Origin of the sequence: Kitasatospora sp. NPDC096147, assembly GCF_044763225.1 — a bacterium.
Taxonomy (GTDB): domain Bacteria; phylum Actinomycetota; class Actinomycetes; order Streptomycetales; family Streptomycetaceae; genus Kitasatospora.
The window spans coordinates 822176-838903 of sequence record NZ_JBIWFX010000001.1 but is presented as its reverse complement, the minus strand read 5'-3'; the positions used below and the strand labels follow the sequence as shown (position 1 = coordinate 838903).

Genomic DNA, 16728 nt, shown 5'->3' with positions numbered 1-16728 from the left:
GCCGCGTCCCGTGGTGCGTCCACGGTCCGACGGGCGGTCGGCCGGTTAGCGTCGCCCCATGCAGACCGCCGCCACCCCTGCCCTCGCCATGCTTCGGCTGCTCGGCGGCTACCAGATCTCGCAGGCGCTCTACGTGGTGGCCCGGGCCGGGGTGGCCGATCGGTTGGTCGACGGCGAGGTCCCGGTGGCGGAGCTCGCCCGGGCCACCGGGCTGCGCCCCGATGCACTGGCCCGGATCGTCCACGTGCTGGCCGGTGAGGGCGTTTTCGCCTTCGACCGGCCCACCGATCTGGTCGCCCTCGGGCCGCTCGGCCGGACACTGCTCACCGACGGGCCGGAGTCGCTCCGCAACATCGCGCTGACCTGGATGGAGACCCACTACCCGCCGTTCGGCGAGCTCTGGCACACCGCCACCACCGGTGAGCCGGCCATCGACCACCACTTCGGGATGCCGCTCTTCGAGTGGCTGGCCCGGGACCGCGAACGGGCGGCCACCTTCAGCGGCGCGATGGGTGACTTCGCCCGGGCGATCCGTCAGGACGCCTTTGCCGCAGTGGAGTTGGAGGGCGTCCGGACGGTGGTGGACGTCGGCGGCGCGGACGGTGCGGTGCTGGCGGCGTTGGCGCGGCGCCACCCGGGGCTGCGCGGCACCGTCCTCGACCTGCCGCACGTGGTGGCGGCGGCGCCACCGGTGCTGCGGGCGCACGGGGTGGACGACCGGATCACCGCCGTCGGCGGTGACTTCTTCGCCGAGATGCCGCCGGCCGACTGCTACCTGGCCTGCTTCGTGCTGCACGACTGGTCCGACGAGCGGGCCACCGGGATCCTGCGGCGGATGCACCGGGCCGCCGCCGTGCCGCACGCCCGGCTGGTCCTGGTGGAGACGGTGCTCGACCGGGGCGAATCCCCCGAGGTGGCCGCCTTGTTGGACCTCACCATGCTCGGCATGCTGACGGGGCGTGAGCGCGCGGCCGAGGAGTGGCGGGCACTGCTGGCCGCCGGCGGCTTCCGGCTCGACCGGATCAGGGAGGCCGGTGGCCCGGCCTGCGTGATCGAGGCGACCCGGGTGCCGTGAGCGGTGGTGCTGCCGCCGGCGGGGCAGGATGGGAGACGGCCGTCGGTGATCGTTCGGCTGCCCGGGTCGTCCAGGTCGTCCGGGGTGCTCGGACCGTCGTCGGACACCGGTCGGGTGGCCCGGCCGGAGGACCTCTCGGGGAGTGTGGAATGACCGGACCGCAGGTCGTGGTGGTGGGCAGCGTGAACATGGATCTGGCGGTCCGGGTGCCGCACCTGCCCCGGCCCGGGGAGACGGTCCCGGGCGGCGAGTTGGAGCAGGGCGGCGGTGGCAAGGGCGCCAACCAGGCGGTGGCCGTCCGGCGGCTCGGGGCGCGGAGCGCGTTGATCGCCCGGGTCGGCGACGACGAGTTCGGCCACCGGCTCCGGGCGGAGCTGGCCGAGGCCGGGGTGGAGGTGGCGGGGGTGGGCACGGCGGGCGTGGCGACCGGCACGGCGCTGATCGTGATCGGCCCGGACGGGGACAACACCATCACCGTCTCCCCGGGCGCCAACGCCGCGCTGGACCCGGCGGTCCTGGACGACCACTCGGGGCGGCTGGTGACCGCCGACGCGCTGCTGCTCCAGCTGGAGGTACCGGTGGCCACCTGCCTGGCCGCCGCCCGGCTGGCCCGGGCGGCCGGAGTGCTGGTGGTGCTGAACGCGGCCCCGCTGCCGGCGACGATCGGCGCGGAGCTGCGGGAGCTGATCGCCGCTGCCGACGTGCTGGTGGTGAACGAGGTGGAGGCCGCCGGCCTGATCGGTCCGCCGGGTGATCTGCCCGTCCTCGAACTCCCCTCCGCGCTCGGGCGGTTCGGGCCTTCGGAGGTGGTGGTGACGCTCGGCTCCCGGGGTGCCGTGCACACCGGCCCGGACGGCTCCGGTGACGTCCACGTCCCGGCCTTCGCGGTGGCGGCGGTGGACGCGGTCGGGGCCGGGGACGCGTTCTGCGCGGCCCTCGCAGTGGCCCGGGCCGACGGCACCACTCCACTCGGCGCGGCGGTCCGCCGGGCCTGCGCCGCCGGGGCGCTCGCCACCACCGGCCGGGGAGCCCGGGCCGCGCTGCCCACGGGGGCCGAGGTGGACGCCTTGTTGGCCCGGCAGGGCGGCGCGGAGGGTGCGGACGGCGCTACCGGGACGGCTTCCTGACGGCCGGTCGGGTGCGGATGGGCGGGCCGACCGGCGGACGGGGTCGGGGCTCTCCGTCGCCGGCCGGGCGGTGCCGGACGCGCCGGTGGCTTGATCGGTGCCGGGGCGGCTGGCTAGCCTGCGGGGCATGGCCGAGGCGATCGAGCGGGACCAGCACACCCCGGGCCGCTACGGCCCGTCCGCCACCGTGGAGGTCGAGGCCGGCCGGGTGGGCCGGGTGCGGACGGAGTACGCCCCCGACCACGACGGAGATCCGGACCCCGGCGAGATCGTCTGGACCTGGGTGCCGTACGAGGAGAACGACGGCCGGGGCAAGGACCGGCCGGTGCTGGTGGTGGCCCGGGAGGCCGGGGGCTCGCTGCTGGCGGTGATGCTCTCCAGCAAGGGCCATGACCACGACGCCGACTGGGTGCCGATCGGCGCCGGACCGTGGGACCGCTCCGGACGGGACTCCTGGGTGGCGCTCGACCGGGTGCTGCGCCTGCACGACGCGGGCATGCGGCGGGAGGCGTGCGCACTGGACCGGGCCCGGTTCGACCTGGTGGTGCACGCGCTGCGCCGCCGCTACCGCTGGAGCTGAGCCGCCGTCGGTCGGCGCCCGCGCCCGCGCCTGTGTCAGTGCCTGTGTCAGTGCCGGATAATGGCCAGGTCACGGGGCCCGCGGGCGGTGCCGGGCAGGTGGCGAGCGGGAGCGACGGATGGGCCTGACGGCGGGGCAGCGGGTACGGCTGGCGGCGGATCTCGGCATCGGTGAGGCGGTGGCCGGCGAGGCCGTGGTCGGGTTCCTGTCGATCGGCGCCGGCGCCGAGGGCACCGTGGAACGGGTCGACGAGCTCCCCGAGCCCCTGGAGGTCCGGGAGTACCGTCGCCTCAAGGACCTCCACGACGACTACGGCCACACCATGCCGGAGGCCAGCCGGGACCGCCTCACCGACGAACTCGCCGAACTGGAGCCGATCTTCACGGCCCATCAGCAGGCGGGCCCCCAGCTCACCGCCCGGGTCCGCTTCCACAGCGGCCTCGTCCTGGACGCCGCCCCCGCGCACGTCCTGACCGCGCTCTGAACCACCACACCCTCGCGGCGGCCCCGGCCTGACGGCGCTGCCTCCGAACCCTCGCCCCCGATCCCTCCGGCCCCCGGCACGACCGTGCCGGGGGCCGCCTCACGCGCGGACGGCTGGGTGCCACGGGTCCGGCGCGCCCTTTCCGCAGGTGGAAGCCCCCGTGACGGTGCGTCAGGCCCGCCCCGCGCAGTCGGTCCCGGCTTGCCGGGCCCCAGAACTGATGGGAAAGTTTCCTAACTAAGACCCTTGACTGCCCGATGTCAGCTCGGGATCCTGAACTCCGCGTCGCCGGTGGCCACCTGTGTCCGCACGCTCTGCCTCCCCCTGCGATCAGAGAATCGAGTAGACGTGCAACGAATCAAACCTGCCCGGACGGCTGCCGCCGCGCTGGCGCTCGCCGCCCCGCTGCTGCTCCCGACCGCCGCGACCGCGACCACCACCCCCTCGGTGGCCGCCGCCGTGCCCGGGATGGCCGCCGCCCCGTACGAGTACCTGGGCTGGGGCAGTCCGCAGAAGCCGACCGACGTGATGGCGGCGACGGGCGCGAAGTGGTTCACCCTCGCGTTCATCCTCTCGGACGGCGGGTGCAACCCGAAGTGGGACGGCAGCCGGGCGCTCAAGGGCGGCTCCGACGAGGCGGCGATCAAGTCGATCCGAGCGGCCGGGGGCGACGTGGTGGTCTCGGTCGGCGGCTGGAGCGGCAACAAGCTGGGCGAGAAGTGCACCAGTGCGTCCGCCCTGGCCGGCGCGTACCAGAAGGTCATCGACGCCTACGGGTTGAAGGCCTTCGACATCGACATCGAGGACACCGAGTTCTCCAACGCGACGGTCCGTCAGCGGGTGGTCGACGCCCTGAAGATCGTGAAGACCAAGAACCCGAGCCTGGTCACCTACGTCACCATGGGCACCACGCCGAGCGGACCGGACGCCACCGGCAAGGACCTGATCAAGCGTGGTGCGGCGGCGGGGCTGGCGAACGACGGCTGGATCATCATGCCGTTCGACTTCGGCGGCCACAGCGGCACCATGGGCCAGGCCAGCGTCAGCGCCCTGGAGGGCCTGAAGGCGGCGGTGAAGAGCGCCTACGGCTACACCGACGACGCCGCCTACCGGCACATCGGGGTCTCCTCGATGAACGGGATCACCGACGAGCCGGGCGAGACGGTCACCCTGGCCGACTTCAAGACCATCCTGGCCTACGCGCAGCAGCACCACCTGGCGCGCTTCGCCTTCTGGTCCGTCAACCGCGACCGCGCCTGCGGCTCCGGGACGGATGCCGACGCCTGCAGCGGGATCGCGCAGTCGCCGTACGCGTTCACCAAGATCGTTGTTCAGTACAAGGGTTGAGGAGAGACCGATGAAGGACTTCCGCAGAGCCGGCGCCCTGGGCCTGACCGCGGCCGGGCTGGTCGCCGGGATGGTCGCGGTGCCGGGCACCGCCTCGGCCGCCACCACCCGCTACGAGGCCGAGAGCGCCGCGCTGTCCCAGGGCGTGGTGGAGGCCAACCACGCGAACTACTCCGGCACCGGCTTCGTCAACGGTGACAACGTGACCGGGAGTTGGGTCGAGTTCACGGTGAACGCGGCCGCCGCCGGCGCCGCCGACCTGACGGTGCGCTACTCCAACGGCACCACCACCGCCCGCCCGGCCGACCTGGCGGTGAACGGGACCGTGGTCTCCGCCGCGCGGGCCTTCAACTCCACCGGGAACTGGGACACCTGGGCCGACTCCAAGCTCTCCGTGCAGCTCAAGGCGGGCGCCAACAAGGTCCGGCTCACCTCCACCAGTGCCAACGGCCTGGCCAACGTGGACTACCTGGACGCCGGCCAGTCCGGCAACCCGCCCGGCGGCGGGGGGCCGGCGGTGCCGTTCGGCAGCCACCAGTTCCCCTACACGGCCGGGACCCTGAAGCCCACCGGGGCCCAGGCCACGCTGGACCAGCAGGTGGTGGACAAGTACAACGCCTGGAAGTCCGCCTTCCTGAAGCAGAACTGCGGCAACGGCTGGTACCAGGTGATCTCGCCGGACGCCGACCACCCCTACGTGGCCGAGGCCCAGGGCTACGGCCTGGTGATCACCGCCCAGATGGCGGGCGCCGACCCGAACGCCAAGACGGCCTTCGACGGCCTGCTGAAGTTCGTGCTGGCGCACCCCTCGGTGAACAACAAGAACCTGCTGGCCGCCGAACAGGACGTCAACTGCAAGTCCGTGAACGGCTCGGACTCCGCCACCGACGGCGACATGGACGTGGCCTACGGCCTGCTGCTCGCCGACCGGCAGTGGGGCAGCACCGGCACGTACAACTACAAGGACCTCGCGGTCAAGCACATCAACGCCATCAAGGCCAGCGAGGTGAACCCCACCACCAAGCTGCTGCTGCTCGGTGACTGGTCGAGCTCGGGTGACCAGTACTACTACATCTCGCGCTCCTCGGACTGGATGATCGACCACTTCCGGGCCTTCAAGAAGGCCACGGGTGACGCGAGTTGGGACACCATCCGGACGGCGCACCAGAATCTGATCACCTCCCAGCAGAGCAAGTACGCCTCCTCCACCGGCCTGCTGGCCGACTTCGTGGTGAACACCAACTCCACCCCGAAGCCCGCCCCCGGCGAGGTGCTGGAGAGCCCGAACGACGGCGACTACGGCTGGAACGCCTGCCGTGACCCGTGGCGGCTCGGGGCCGACGCCGTCACCAGCGGCGACGCCGCCTCGCTGGCCTCGGTGCGCAAGATGAACAGCTGGATCAAGGCCAAGACCGGTGGCAACCCCAACTCCATCGGCAGCGGCTACAAGCTGAACGGCACCGCCTTCGACTCCGGCAACGACATGGCCTTCACCGCCCCGTTCGCGGTGGCGGCGATGACCGACCCCGGCTCGCAGGCCTGGCTGGACGCACTCTGGGCGAAGATGGTCGCCACCCAGATCACCCCGTCGGTCTACTACGGCGGTAGTGTGCAGCTCCAGTCGATGATCGTCGCTTCCGGCAACTACTGGGTGCCGTAAGGGAAGTGCGTCACCACCGGAAGGCCGGGGCGGTGCGGCGCCCCGGCCTTCCGGCGAACCGGAACCAGAATCCGAATCCGTCCAGTCCCCCACACACTGGAGTCCGCCCCCATGCGCAGATCGCTGTTCCCGGCCCTGTTCACCGCGACGCTCGTCGTCGGTGCCGGCCTGGCCACGCTGCCCACCCCGTCCGCCCACGCCGCGGCCCCGCGCCTGACCGCAGCCTTCGACAAGACCTCGGCCTGGGACACCGGCTACGGCGGCCGGTTCACCATCGCCAACTCCGGCGACGCCGCCGCCACCGGCTGGAAGGTCGAGTTCGACCTGCCGGCCGGTACCACCGTCTCCAACAGCTGGAACTCCACCCGGACCCAGAGCGGCCGGCACTACACCTTCGTGAACGCCGGGTTCAACGGGACGATCGCTCCCGGAGCCAGTCAGAACTTCGGCTTCAACGTCGGCGGCGGCATCGGCGAGCCGCTCAACTGCACCCTCAACGGCCAACCCTGCTCGGGCACTTCGACCCCCAGCCCGTCGCCCTCGCCGACCGCGACCCCGACTCCGACCCCCTCTCCCACCCCCACCCCGACGCCCACTCCGACGCCGACCCCCACCGGCCCCGTGGTCGAGGTGGCGACCGCCGGCCAGCTCACCGCCGCGCTGGCCGCGGCCACCCCCGGCCAGACCATCCGGCTCGCCCCGGGGGAGTACCACGGCGCCTTCCTGGCCCAGCGGGCCGGCACCGCCGCCGCTCCGATCACCCTGACCGGCCCGCGCACCGCCGTGCTGGTCAACGACGGTCCGACCGGTGAGGCCCCGTCCTGCCCGGTGCCGACGGCCGGCTGGGACTCGGGCTACGGCCTCTGGCTGTACGAGGCGCCGTACTGGAACCTGTCGGGCTTCACCGTCAAGGACGCCAAGAAGGGTGTGGTGCTGGACGCCTCGGCCCACGTGACGATCGACGGGCTGTACGTCCACCACACCGAGGACGAGGGCGTGCACTTCCGCCGCTCCTCCGCCGACGGCGTGCTGCGCAACTCGGTGGTGGAGTCCACCGGCCTGGTGCAGCCCGGCTACGGCGAGGGGGTGTACCTCGGCTCGGCCAACTCCAACTGGGGCTGCCACGGCAACACCGGCGGGGTGGACCGCTCGGACCGGGTGCTGGTGGAGAACAACCGGATCGGCCCGAACGTGGCGGCCGAGGCGATCGACGTCAAGGAGGGCACCTCGGGCGGGGTGATCCGGGGCAACACCTTCGACGGACGCGGCATCAGCGGGCAGAACTCCGCCGACTCCTGGCTGGACGTCAAGGGCTTCGACTACCTGATCGAGGACAACACCGGCAGCTTCGCCGCGCCCGGCACCTTCGCCAACGGCTACGAGACCCACAACCCCGCCACCACCCCCGCCTTCCCGAACGGCTGCGGCAACACCTGGCGGGGCAACCGCTCCGACCTCGGCGGCGTCGGCGCCTACGCGATCCGGATCACCTCGGTCTCGGCCTGCACCGCCCGGCCGAACAAGGTGTACGCCTCCAACACCGTGACGAACGCGACCTCCGGGCTGACCAACGTCCCGGTGACGCCCTGAGCAGTGCCGTGTGCCGGGTGCCGCCGTGGCGTGAGCCGGTGACGACCGGTCAGAGCCGGACGTCCAGCCCGGTCGGCCGGGGGCGGATCAGCGACCAGAGCGAGGCGCTCAGGTCGTGGTCGTCCCGGACGTGCCCGTGCATGGCGCCGAGGTCCTTCTCGGTCTCGGCGCCGAGCTCCACCCGGTAGTCGCCGGGAGCGAGGTCGGGGAACTCGGCCCGGACCAGTCCGTGGCCGAGCATGCCGGTGCCGAACGCGAAGTCCTGGACGCCGATCCAGCCGGGCACCCCGGCCGCCCGCAGCCGCAGCGATCCGGTGACGGCGGCCTCGTGGTCCCCGTGGTACTCCCACGGGGACCAGTACTGCGCGACCACGTGCCAGGTGGCGACCAGGCCGGGACGCCCGGTGTCGAAGACCGCGCGCGCCACCACCAGGCGGTGCCGCAGGCGGGACCAGCCGTTCCGGCCGAGGTCGGTGACCTGGTCGGTCTCGACGGCGGAGTCGATCCGGACGACGCTGGGGAGGGCGGGGTGACCGGTGCCGGGGAAGACGGACAACTGGGCCTGCTTCGGGTGGAGTTCGCGGGTGGAGTTCGGTCGGGGTACGGACGAGTTCCCCGCAGGGTAACAGGGTTCGGAGACCGTACGGGCGGGTTCGCCTTGACTGGCAGGGACATGACGGACCGTCATCCCGGTTCTCCGGGACGACGGTCCGTCGGGGTCGTTCCGCGCCGTTCGGGAGCGCTGCTCACCACCGCCGAGCGACGTACCGCGCGGCCAGGCCGAGCAGCAGCAGGGTGAAGGCGCCGACCGCCCAGGGGCCGGGCGCCCCACCGGTGTTCGGCAGCGGCGGGACGGGCGGCACGGGCGGGACGGGCGGCACGGGCGGGATCGGCGGCGGCACCGCGTCGAAGTGGTTGGTCAGCTCCAGCGAGACCGGGTCGGTGCCGAGCGGCAGCGCGCGCTCGGCCGCGTCGTGCTCGATGGTGACCTTCCCCGCCCCGCCCCGGTCCGGCTCGGCCAGCCAGCACCGGGCCCCGGCGGGCAGCGGCTCGGTCAGGTCGTCCACCGGCCGGACCACGCCCGGGCGGAGCCGGTAGCGGCGGCGGTCCAGCAGCACGATCGGCGTGCCGCCCGGCGAGGTGGTGAGCGTACAGCTGAGCTCGACGGTGAACTCCCGGTCGGCGGCCTCCGCCGCGCCCGACCCGGCGGTCCGCTTGAGCAGCGACAGGGCGGCGGGCCGGTAGTCGTTGACGGCGGTCACGGTCAGGTCGGGGGTCTCGGCGGTCACCTCGGCGGCGTGCTGCTCGTCGGGGTGGGAGACCGTCACCACGGTGGCCCCGCTCGCGAGTTCGCCCGCCCAGCAGCGGGTGCCGGTCAGCAGCAGGTCGGGCAGCGTGACCGGCTTGCCGGGCCGCACGGCGACGGTGCGGTCGAGCACCTGGCGGCCGTCCTTCCGGCAGAGCACCCGCAGCGCGAACTCCGCCTCCCGCAGGTACCCGGCCGTCGCCAGCGGCCCGGTCAGCTCCTTCGTCAGGGTGATCCGGCCGGCGTGGAAGGTGTTGGTCAGCTCGGCGGTGGCGAGGTCGGTCAGGCCCTCCTTGATCTCCACCCGCCGGACCGGCTCGGCCGGCACGTCGGCGCCGCCGGTCGCGGTCTCGGTGACGGTGCAGAGCGCCCCGACCGGCAGGCCGTCCAGCCGCCCGGACAGGCGGTCGGGGCCGGTCAGCTCCAGCTCCCGGACGAGCACCGACGGCCGTCCGTTGAAGTCGCAGTCCACCCGGAACCGGAACGGGCCGGTGGCCAGTGAACTTCCCTCCCCGGTGAGCTTCTTGGTGACCTGGAGCGAGCCGGTGGCGAACTCGTTGGTGATGATCACGGTGGCCGTCTCGCCCTTCGCGTCGATCGCGTCGGGGCCGCTCACCTGGGCGAAGACGTCGACCCGGGGGGAGTCCACCAGCTGGTAGGTGACCCTGGTCGCCCCGCCGTCGTCCGTCTCGTCCACCCGGCAGACGCTGGCCTCCGGCAGGTCGTGGACGGCCTGCGAGTCCGCGCCCTTCAGGACCAGCAACTGCGGGAACCCGGGCAGCCGGGTGCCGTTGAAGGAGCAGTCCACGGTGACCTCGAACGGGCCCTGGCCGACCGCCTCGGCGGCCGGGCCGGTGATCCGCTTGGCCACCACCAGGTCCTTGCGCGGGTAACGGTTGCCGATCTCCTCCTGCTGCCAGACGTCGGCGTCCTCGGTCCGGGTGACGGTCACCACGATCGCGGCGGCCTCCCCCTGGTGGTCGCTCTGGGCGCCCGCCGACTCGGTCTCCCAGAACCGGCAGACCGCGCCGACCGGTACCCCGGCCAGCTCGAACGGCTGGTCCGGGCCGAACACCGCCTCCCCGCTGCCCACGTCGACCGCGGCCCCGCCGCCGTCGGTGAGCAGGCAGGCGTAGGCGAGCTTGAAGGGACCGACCGGGACGCCGGCCGGCGGGTCGATCACCTTCTTGAAGACCCGGACGTTGCCGAAGACCAGACCGATCCCCGCCTTCGGGGGCTCGGTCACCGGCAGCACGGTGGTGCTGCCGCCGACCTTGACGGTCTCGGTGTGGGCGAAGGAGTTCCAGGCGACGGAGGGGTAGCCGGGCACGGTCAGGTCGGCCGGGGCCCGGAACGGCAGGGTGAAGGTGACGGCGCTGCCCGGGGCCATCCCGGCCGGGAAGTCCACCACCGTCTCGAAGGCGGTGGCCCGGGTGGTGTCGCTGCCCCAGGAGGCGTCCGCACAGGCCCGCTTGGGGGTGGCGACCTTCCGGCCGCACGGGTTGGCGGTCATCGTGTAGGCGATCGCGGCGGTGCCGGAGCCGTCGTAGCGGACCGGGCCGGTGAGGGTCGGCACGGTGTCCCACTCGGTGCCGCGCTGCTCGTCGCCGAGCAGCACCCCGGTGTCCTTGGGAGCGGGGAAGACGTCCAGCAGGGAGAGTGAACGGGCCGGCTCCGTCCCGGTGTTCTCGATCCGGATCAGGAACGAGAAGTCCTGGCCCGGCCTGGTCAGCGCCACGCAGGGGTAGCGGGTGTAGACCGTGCCGGCCACCGTCAGCTCGGGGCAGCGCGGGTCGCCGGCCGGGACGGGCTTGCCGGTGTTGGCGTCCTGGTACCCGAGCGAGCGGTCGCCGGTGACCCACTTGGCGGCGTCGAAGGAGACGCCGGAGCGGGAGGTCACCTGGGCGGTGGAGGCGCAGAAGGTGCCGGTGCCGTAGCGGGGGTCGTCGGTGCGGGTGCCGAGGCGGGGCGAGGACGGGTCGCAGTTGACCTTGGCGACCGTCTCCGAGCCGGCGCCGAACTCGTTGGTGATCACGGTGCCGGCCGCCACTCCGCCGTTCAGCTTCACCTGGTAGCCGAGCACCAGCTCGCTGCCCGGGAAGAAGGTCCACCCGGGGAAGCGCCAGCGGAGCTTGACGATCCGTCCGCTCGCGTCCCGCTCAGGCTCGAACCGCACCTCGGCCGGGCCGGTGGCGCCGGGCGGCAGGGTGGTGCGCAGGGTGTAGGGCAGGCCGCCGTCGCCCTGGAAGGCGTCGTCGAAGCGCAGCCCGGAGGGCACCTCGTCCACCACCACCAGGTCCGGCACCGGGGCAGTCCCGGTGTTGCGCACGTGCAGGTTGAACGGGGCGACCGAGCCCGGGCTGAGCACGGTGGTGGCCGGCTCCTTCTCCACCCGGAGGCGGTTGTCGCCCTCGACCACCGCGATCGAGGCGGTGGAGTCCGGCACGGGGAAGGTGGTGCCGGGCTGCTGGAGCCGACTCTCGCCGGCGGCGGAGGCGGTGTCCTCCAGCAGGTCGGGGATCGGAGTGCCCGGCGCCGAGCGCAGACCGTCGCGCGGACGGACCGTCAGACAGACGCTGCTGCCCGGGCAGTCGCCGTAGGAGGGGGCGGCGGTGGCGGGCAGGATGTCGTAGCCGCCGGCCGCGCTGGTGAAGGTGACCCGCACGCCCTGCACCTCGGCCGGGTCCACCCCGGCCGGGAGGCCGGGCTTGGTGGAGCCGGTCGGGGTGCCGGTCACGAAGACCGGCGGGACGGCGGCGCAGCCGGTGGTGCAGACGTCGACCTGCACCCGGTCGGCGCCGTTCGGGAAGGTGACCCCGGTCAGGCCGGTGACGGTGACGGCGTCGAAGAAGTCCCGGTCGGTGTCGGTGACGACCAGTCGCTTCAGGCCCACGTTCCCGGTGTTGACGGTGGTGAGGCGGAGTGTGACGTCCTGCGGGGCGACGCCGGTCACCGGACGGAGCACGGTGGCGGGTGCCAGGGTCTTCTGCAGCGAGGCGGCGGCCTTGGCCGGCTTCACCTCCACCGGCGGGGAGCAGCTCTGCCCGCCGGTCACCGCGCCGTCGATCGAGACGGTGGCGCAGTTGCTCAGCGAGCCCGAGGTGACCCCGGGCCGGAGCCGGACGGTGACGGTGGCCCGCAGGAAGCCCTTGGCCGGGATGCCGTCCGGTTCGGTGATCCGCACGCCCTTGGCCCGCGCGAGCAGCGCCGAGTCCGGCGGCACGTAGGCCACCCACGCCTTCACGGCGGGGTCGTAGAGCTCCAGCCCGATGTGCAGGGTGCGCGGGCTGCCGTCGGTCTGCACCCCGACGATCTCCAGCTGGTCGAACGGGTTGCCCGGCGCCGTCGGGTCGCCCGGGTCGGTGACCTGGACGTTCTTCTGGGCGACGTTGCCGGAGTTGGTGTAGCCGAGGCTGAAGGTGAGGTCCTGGCCGGGCGGGATCTCGGTCCAGGAGGCCGACTTGAAGCCGTTCCCGTCCGGGCGGCGCTCCTGCACCTTGAGCGCGGCGCAGTCGGTGACGGCGGCCGAGCCGGAGCCGTTCGAGGGGTTGGCGGCCGAGCCGTCCGCGCAGTCCTGCACGCCGTCCCGGGTGTCCTCGGCGGTCACCTTGTCGTTGAGGGTGCCGTGGACCGCGAGCTTGCCGACGGCGCCGGGGCGGATGGTGCCCTTGCCGTCCTGCTCGCCCCGGTAGGTGACCGAGATCCGGGCCGGCGGGCTGCCCGCCGGGCAGCCGGTCTCGGTGCGGACCTGGCTGGCGGGCGGATTGGTCAGGGCGACCGGGGCGGGGGTCGAGCCGTCCCGGCAGGTGACGGTGAGGGTGCCGGAGGTGGCCCCGGCCGGGAAGTCCAGCTTGACCTTGCCCGCGTCGAACTTGTCGAACTCGCTGCCCGCCGAGGCGGAGTCGGAGGGCTCGGTGATGGTGAGCGAGGAGACCGGGAAGGGCGAGCTGTTGGTGGCGTTCAACTGTGCGGTGGCGCCGGACTTCTCACCCCGGACGGCCGTGCCGTTCTGGCTGAAGTCGCCCCGGGCGTCCGGGAAGAACAGCTTGTCCAGGTCGACCGTGGCGACGTTCGGCAGGATGTCGTGGTCGGCGCAGCCGGGGAGGCCGATGACGGTGAAGCGGCTGCCCGCGTCCTTGACCGAGGGCTCCGCGCAGTTGCGGACGGTCTTGCGGGTGGCCGGGGTGATGGCCGCCCCGCCGGTGCGCTCGGTGCGGCGCAGCTTCACCCCCAGCGGGACGGTGGCGCCCTCGGCGTCGTACGGGAGGGTGGCGCCGGTGGAGTCGGTGAACTCGAAGCGCACGCCGGTGACCTGATCCGCCGTCACGCCGGGCGGCAGGCTCAACTCCGGGCCGGGCACGGCGGTGCCGGCCACCCACTCGCCCTCCGCGCAGCGGTTGCCGGGCGGCTTGGTGCACACCAGCACGGTGACCCGGTCCGTACCCTTCGGCATCCGGGTCACCGGGCCGAGCGAGACCAGGTCGAAGTTCTCGTACAGGTCAGGGGTGTCGTCCTGCACGCTCAGCTTGGAGACGCCGAGCGGGGTGGCGGAGGTGTTCGCGGTGGTCAGCGTGACGGTGGAGACGGCATCGCTCTGGGCCACGCTGGAGCCCGGCTGCCAGCTCTTGACGGCCTTGGCGTCCAGGTTCTTGGGCACCGTGACGGTCTGCGTGACGCTGCCGATCACCTCGGTCGCGTTGTCCGCCCGGGCGGTGGCGGTGTTGGTGACCGAGTCGCCGTCCTCCAGCGGTCCCGAGGCGGGCACCTTCATCCCGATCGACACGTCGGCGGTGGTCCCGGCGGGCAGCCCGACCGAGCCGGCCGGGTTGGGCGGGGAGGCGAGCGGACTGCGGAAGTCGATCCGCAGCTTGCGGGTGGCCGGGTCGTAGGTCACCTGCTGGGTGGGCGTCGAGGGCGGCAGCGAGGTGAGGTCGAACTCTGGCGGGAGGACGTCCTCCAGGTGCGCGTTGACGCAGGAGACGGAGAGGGAGGAGCAGGAGAGCGTCAGCTTGTACGAGAACGCCGACCCGGGGGTGAGCGGGTCGGGCGCCCCCTCGACCGCCTTGGTGAGCGTCATCACCGGTCCGGCCGCATGGGCCGGCGGCGCCCCGGTCAGCCCGGCCGCCAGGCCGAGCGCGAGCGCGGACGCCGCCAGCCTGCGCAGGGGCCGACCGGCCGTGTGTGCGAAGTCCAACCCGACCATGCGCATCCCGTCGTCCGAGGTCTCCGGCTCGTCGGCCTGAATGATCGTCAGACTAGGCAGGGGAGGGCGCATTGCCCGGCGCACGGCGCGGACGGCGCGCGCTGCGTACCCCGGACGGCGGAGCCGGGTGGTGTCGTGTCAGGCGGTGCGGTGGTCGGGGGCGCCGTGGGTGGTGCTGGTGTCACGGGTGGTGGTGCCGTGGTCGGGGATGCTGTGCATGGCGGTGCGCTCGGCGACCTCCGGGCCGATCCGGACCACGTGGATGGTGAGCTGGCCATGGCCGTCCTCCCAGGCCGCGACCGTCTCGAAGCCCAGCGCGTCGAGGTACTTCGGAAGGCTCTCGTCGCTGGGCATCAGGCCGGTGTCGCCGTCGGTGCAGAAGAAGCCGAGGTGCGAGCGGAGGTCCTCGTCCTCGATCCGGTCCAGCTCCTCCTCCCACTCCTCGTCCGGCTCGCCGGTGAACGGCGGCAGGTCCTCGGGGCGGCGGCCGGTGCCGAGGGCGGTGCGCAGCGCGTCCGGCAGGGTGCCGTCGGACACCTGCCGCAGGAAGGCCACCGTCCAACTGCCGGGGTGCTCGGCGAGGTCCACCCCGAACTGCCCGAGCAGTGGGGCGAGGTCGGCCCCCAGCACCATGCCGTCCCCGAAGGCGACGGCCTCGACGGCCGCGGCGAAGCCGGCGGGGAACTCGTGCCCGTCGGCGGGGTGGAACTCGAAGAGCGAACGGGCGGCGTCGAAGAGCGCGGCGTCCGCGGCTTCGTCGAAGAGGTAGAGCCCGGAGACCACGGGCTCCGCGCCGGAGAGCGCGGCGGGGCGCACCCAGACCGGGTCCTGATGGAAGCCGACCTCGTGCACGAGGTTGCCCGAGAGCGCTACGGCGTAGCGGGCGTCCGGGTCGAAGTCGGAGAGCGGACGGCCGAGCAGGACCGCGAAGGCGTCGGCGAGTACGTGGTCCCAGGCGGGGGAGGGGAGGTGGTGATCGTGTGGCATGCCCGTACCGTAGTGCGATCGGCCGACAGCGGCCCACCCGAAGGAGCCGTCCCGGCCCCGGAGTTCACGACGGCTCGTTGCCGAACCAGACGATGCCCCCGGTGAAGCCGCCGCGCTCCGCGGCCTTCGCGGCCCGGAGCCGCTCCAGGTCGTCAGGGGACAGCCCCTGGCGGGCGGCGAGGGCGTGCAGCACCTCCAGCACGTCCGCCAACTCCTCCGGCTCCCCCGAGTCCAGGAACTCCTGCACCTCCTCGCCGAGCTTGGCCCGCAGGAGGCCGTCGAGTTCGGCGGGGGCGGCGGTGCGCAGCCTCGGCGTCAGTCCGGCGGCGGTGATGATGCCGGGGATGAGGTCGCGCACGAGCTTGCCGGTGGCTTCGTCCATGACGGGCAGCCTAACGAACGCCGCCCGGCCCGGGGTGGGGCAGCCAGGGGCCGCCATGGGCCGCCGGGGGCCGCCGGGGCTTCGAGGGTGACGCACGTTCCTGACGCCCGGCGGGTAGGGTCCGGGCATGACCACGACCCCTTCGCCCTCCCGTGATGCCGGCGCCGAGGCTGCCGAGGAGTTCCTGCGGGACTTCCACGACCGGGGGCCCGGTCGGCAGTCGGTGAGCGGGACCAGGGCCCGGCTGGCGGACGGTCGGACCGGGTACCAGGTGGTCGCCGGTGAGGTGGCCGGGGCACGCCGGGTGCTGGACCTGGGGTGTGCGGACGGGGCGCTGCTGGAGGTGCTGGCGGCGGGCGGCGCCGAGCTGCTGGCGGGGATCGACCTGGCGGAGCGGGAGTTGGCCTTGGCACGGCTGCGGCCGGCCCTGGCCGGGGCGGACCTGCGGCTGGGGCGGGCACAGGAACTGCCGTTCGCCGACGGCTCGTTCGATGCGGTGGTGTCGCACATGGCGCTGATGCTGATGCATGACGTGGAGCAGGTGGCCGCCGAGGTGGCCCGGGTGCTGGTGCCGGGCGGGCAGCTCGCCGTCGCGGTCGGGGGCGGGGCGGTCGAGGGGCAGGCGGCGAGCCTGTTCCTGGCGCTGGCCCGGCCGTACTTCGCGGCGGCGGCGCCGGAGCGTTCGATGCCGAGGTTGGGCGATGGCCGGGCCCGGAGCCGGGAGGGGCTGGACCAGCTGTTCGGACCGGCGGGCTTCGCACCGGTGGGGTGGAGCACGGTGCTGATCGACCTGGGCGGTGCGGCCGAGCAGGTCTGGGAGTCCCTCACCGAGGCGTACTACGACATGGTGCTGCTCGACCGGGCACAGACGGCCGCTCTCCGGGCGGAGTTCCTCACCGCCGTGGAGGAGTTGGCAGACCGGGACGGCCGGATCCCGGCCGGCCTGCGGCTGAACGTCGCCACCTCCCGGCGGTTCTGACCCGACGG

12 protein-coding genes are annotated in these 16728 nt (G+C 73.4%); 8 read left to right on the top strand and 4 right to left on the bottom strand.

The window, feature by feature from the left end:
* Positions 1-58: 58 nt before the first annotated feature.
* The 7 genes from ACIRBX_RS03515 to ACIRBX_RS03485 all read left to right on the top strand — a co-directional run bounded on the left by ACIRBX_RS03515 (position 59) and on the right by ACIRBX_RS03485 (position 7863).
* Positions 59-1075 carry a methyltransferase gene (locus tag ACIRBX_RS03515; protein WP_402293477.1) on the top strand — a complete coding sequence of 339 codons (1017 nt, stop codon included), beginning with the start codon at positions 59-61 and terminating at the stop codon, positions 1073-1075.
* 149 nt (positions 1076-1224) lie between these two features.
* Positions 1225-2202 (top strand): ribokinase, encoded by a 978-nt coding sequence (locus ACIRBX_RS03510; protein ID WP_402293476.1) that lies wholly within the window; start codon positions 1225-1227, stop codon positions 2200-2202.
* A 127-nt stretch (positions 2203-2329) separates the two neighbouring features.
* Positions 2330-2782 carry a type II toxin-antitoxin system PemK/MazF family toxin gene (locus tag ACIRBX_RS03505; protein ID WP_402293475.1) on the top strand — a complete coding sequence of 151 codons (453 nt, stop codon included), beginning with the start codon at positions 2330-2332 and terminating at the stop codon, positions 2780-2782.
* Positions 2783-2900: 118 nt separating this feature from the next.
* Positions 2901-3266 carry a hypothetical protein gene (locus tag ACIRBX_RS03500; protein WP_402293474.1) on the top strand — a complete coding sequence of 122 codons (366 nt, stop codon included), beginning with the start codon at positions 2901-2903 and terminating at the stop codon, positions 3264-3266.
* Between the two features lie 348 nt (positions 3267-3614).
* The gene (locus ACIRBX_RS03495; protein WP_402293473.1) at positions 3615-4613 is read left to right on the top strand and encodes a chitinase; all 999 of its coding nucleotides are present in this window, start codon (positions 3615-3617) and stop codon (positions 4611-4613) included.
* Positions 4614-4623: 10 nt separating this feature from the next.
* Entirely contained in the window at positions 4624-6273 is a 1650-nt protein-coding gene (locus tag ACIRBX_RS03490) for a glycosyl hydrolase family 8 (RefSeq protein ID WP_402293472.1), read from the top strand.
* A 111-nt stretch (positions 6274-6384) separates the two neighbouring features.
* A complete protein-coding gene (locus ACIRBX_RS03485) occupies positions 6385-7863 on the top strand; it encodes a cellulose binding domain-containing protein (protein WP_402293471.1) in 1479 nt (492 codons plus the stop codon).
* 49 nt (positions 7864-7912) lie between these two features.
* On the opposite strand, the gene ACIRBX_RS03480 is transcribed toward ACIRBX_RS03485, so the two are convergent.
* The 4 genes from ACIRBX_RS03480 to ACIRBX_RS03465 all read right to left on the bottom strand — a co-directional run bounded on the left by ACIRBX_RS03480 (position 7913) and on the right by ACIRBX_RS03465 (position 15741).
* On the bottom strand, positions 7913-8419 hold the full coding sequence (locus ACIRBX_RS03480) for a hypothetical protein (RefSeq protein WP_402293470.1): 507 nt from the start codon (positions 8417-8419) through the stop codon (positions 7913-7915).
* 190 nt (positions 8420-8609) lie between these two features.
* Positions 8610-14363, bottom strand: coding sequence for a DUF5979 domain-containing protein (locus ACIRBX_RS03475; protein ID WP_402293469.1), 5754 nt, complete (start codon positions 14361-14363; stop codon positions 8610-8612).
* A 147-nt stretch (positions 14364-14510) separates the two neighbouring features.
* Positions 14511-15359: a hypothetical protein gene (locus tag ACIRBX_RS03470; RefSeq protein WP_402293468.1), complete on the bottom strand. Its 849-nt coding sequence runs from the start codon at positions 15357-15359 to the stop codon at positions 14511-14513.
* Between the two features lie 64 nt (positions 15360-15423).
* Positions 15424-15741: a hypothetical protein gene (locus ACIRBX_RS03465; protein WP_402293467.1), complete on the bottom strand. Its 318-nt coding sequence runs from the start codon at positions 15739-15741 to the stop codon at positions 15424-15426.
* 127 nt (positions 15742-15868) lie between these two features.
* Between ACIRBX_RS03465 and ACIRBX_RS03460 the strand changes: the two genes are divergently transcribed.
* Positions 15869-16720, top strand: coding sequence for a class I SAM-dependent methyltransferase (locus tag ACIRBX_RS03460; protein WP_402293466.1), 852 nt, complete (start codon positions 15869-15871; stop codon positions 16718-16720).
* The last annotated feature ends 8 nt before the right edge of the window (positions 16721-16728 follow it).

Excerpts from the sequence above, each read along its gene's own strand:
- ACIRBX_RS03500 (WP_402293474.1), top strand. The coding sequence starts at position 2,901 with ATGGGCCTGACGGCGGGGCAGCGGGTACGGCTGGCGGCGGATCTCGGC.
- ACIRBX_RS03465 (WP_402293467.1), bottom strand. The coding sequence starts at position 15,741 with ATGGACGAAGCCACCGGCAAGCTCGTGCGCGACCTCATCCCCGGCATC.
- ACIRBX_RS03515 (WP_402293477.1), top strand. The coding sequence starts at position 59 with ATGCAGACCGCCGCCACCCCTGCCCTCGCCATGCTTCGGCTGCTCGGC.
- ACIRBX_RS03490 (WP_402293472.1), top strand. The coding sequence starts at position 4,624 with ATGAAGGACTTCCGCAGAGCCGGCGCCCTGGGCCTGACCGCGGCCGGG.
- ACIRBX_RS03510 (WP_402293476.1), top strand. The coding sequence starts at position 1,225 with ATGACCGGACCGCAGGTCGTGGTGGTGGGCAGCGTGAACATGGATCTG.
- ACIRBX_RS03470 (WP_402293468.1), bottom strand. The coding sequence starts at position 15,359 with ATGCCACACGATCACCACCTCCCCTCCCCCGCCTGGGACCACGTACTC.
- ACIRBX_RS03505 (WP_402293475.1), top strand. The coding sequence starts at position 2,330 with ATGGCCGAGGCGATCGAGCGGGACCAGCACACCCCGGGCCGCTACGGC.
- ACIRBX_RS03485 (WP_402293471.1), top strand. The coding sequence starts at position 6,385 with ATGCGCAGATCGCTGTTCCCGGCCCTGTTCACCGCGACGCTCGTCGTC.
- ACIRBX_RS03460 (WP_402293466.1), top strand. The coding sequence starts at position 15,869 with ATGACCACGACCCCTTCGCCCTCCCGTGATGCCGGCGCCGAGGCTGCC.